At 65.5% G+C, this 383-nt stretch carries 1 pseudogene; it reads left to right on the top strand.

Annotated features, from left to right (window positions below):
* Window positions 1-90 precede the first annotated feature (90 nt).
* A pseudogene (locus tag GHO42_RS04700) lies at window positions 91-383 on the top strand (nuclease); the annotation flags it as partial.

Raw genomic sequence — 383 nt, 5'->3', positions numbered from 1 at the left:
GTGGGGGGCTGTTGATCGCGTCCAGGTCATAGGCGCCCTGGCCGGGGTTGAGCGTGAGTTGGCCGAACTGCGAGCGCTGCACAAGTGATCGTGAAGTTCCACGCTAGGGGCACTGGCGGTGGCAAGGGGCCGACGCAGTACCTGCTGGGCCGGGACGGCCAGCGGGAGGGGTCAACCCTGCTGCGTGGCGATCCCGAGCAGGTGGCCGCACTGATCGACTCCAGCCGGTACGCCAAGAAGTACACCAGCGGCGTGCTGAGCTTTGCCGAGGCGGATCTACCGCCCGAGCAGAAACGGGCCCTCATGGACAGCTTCGAGCAGGCGTTAATGCCCGGCCTAGAGGCTCGGCAGTACAGCTGCCTATGGGTTGAGCACCAAGACAA

This window comes from Pseudomonas sp. FSL R10-0056 (genome assembly GCF_009600105.1).
GTDB classification, from domain to species: Bacteria; Pseudomonadota; Gammaproteobacteria; order Pseudomonadales; family Pseudomonadaceae; genus Aquipseudomonas; species Aquipseudomonas bubulae.
This window is presented reverse-complemented; position numbering and strand designations above follow the sequence as displayed.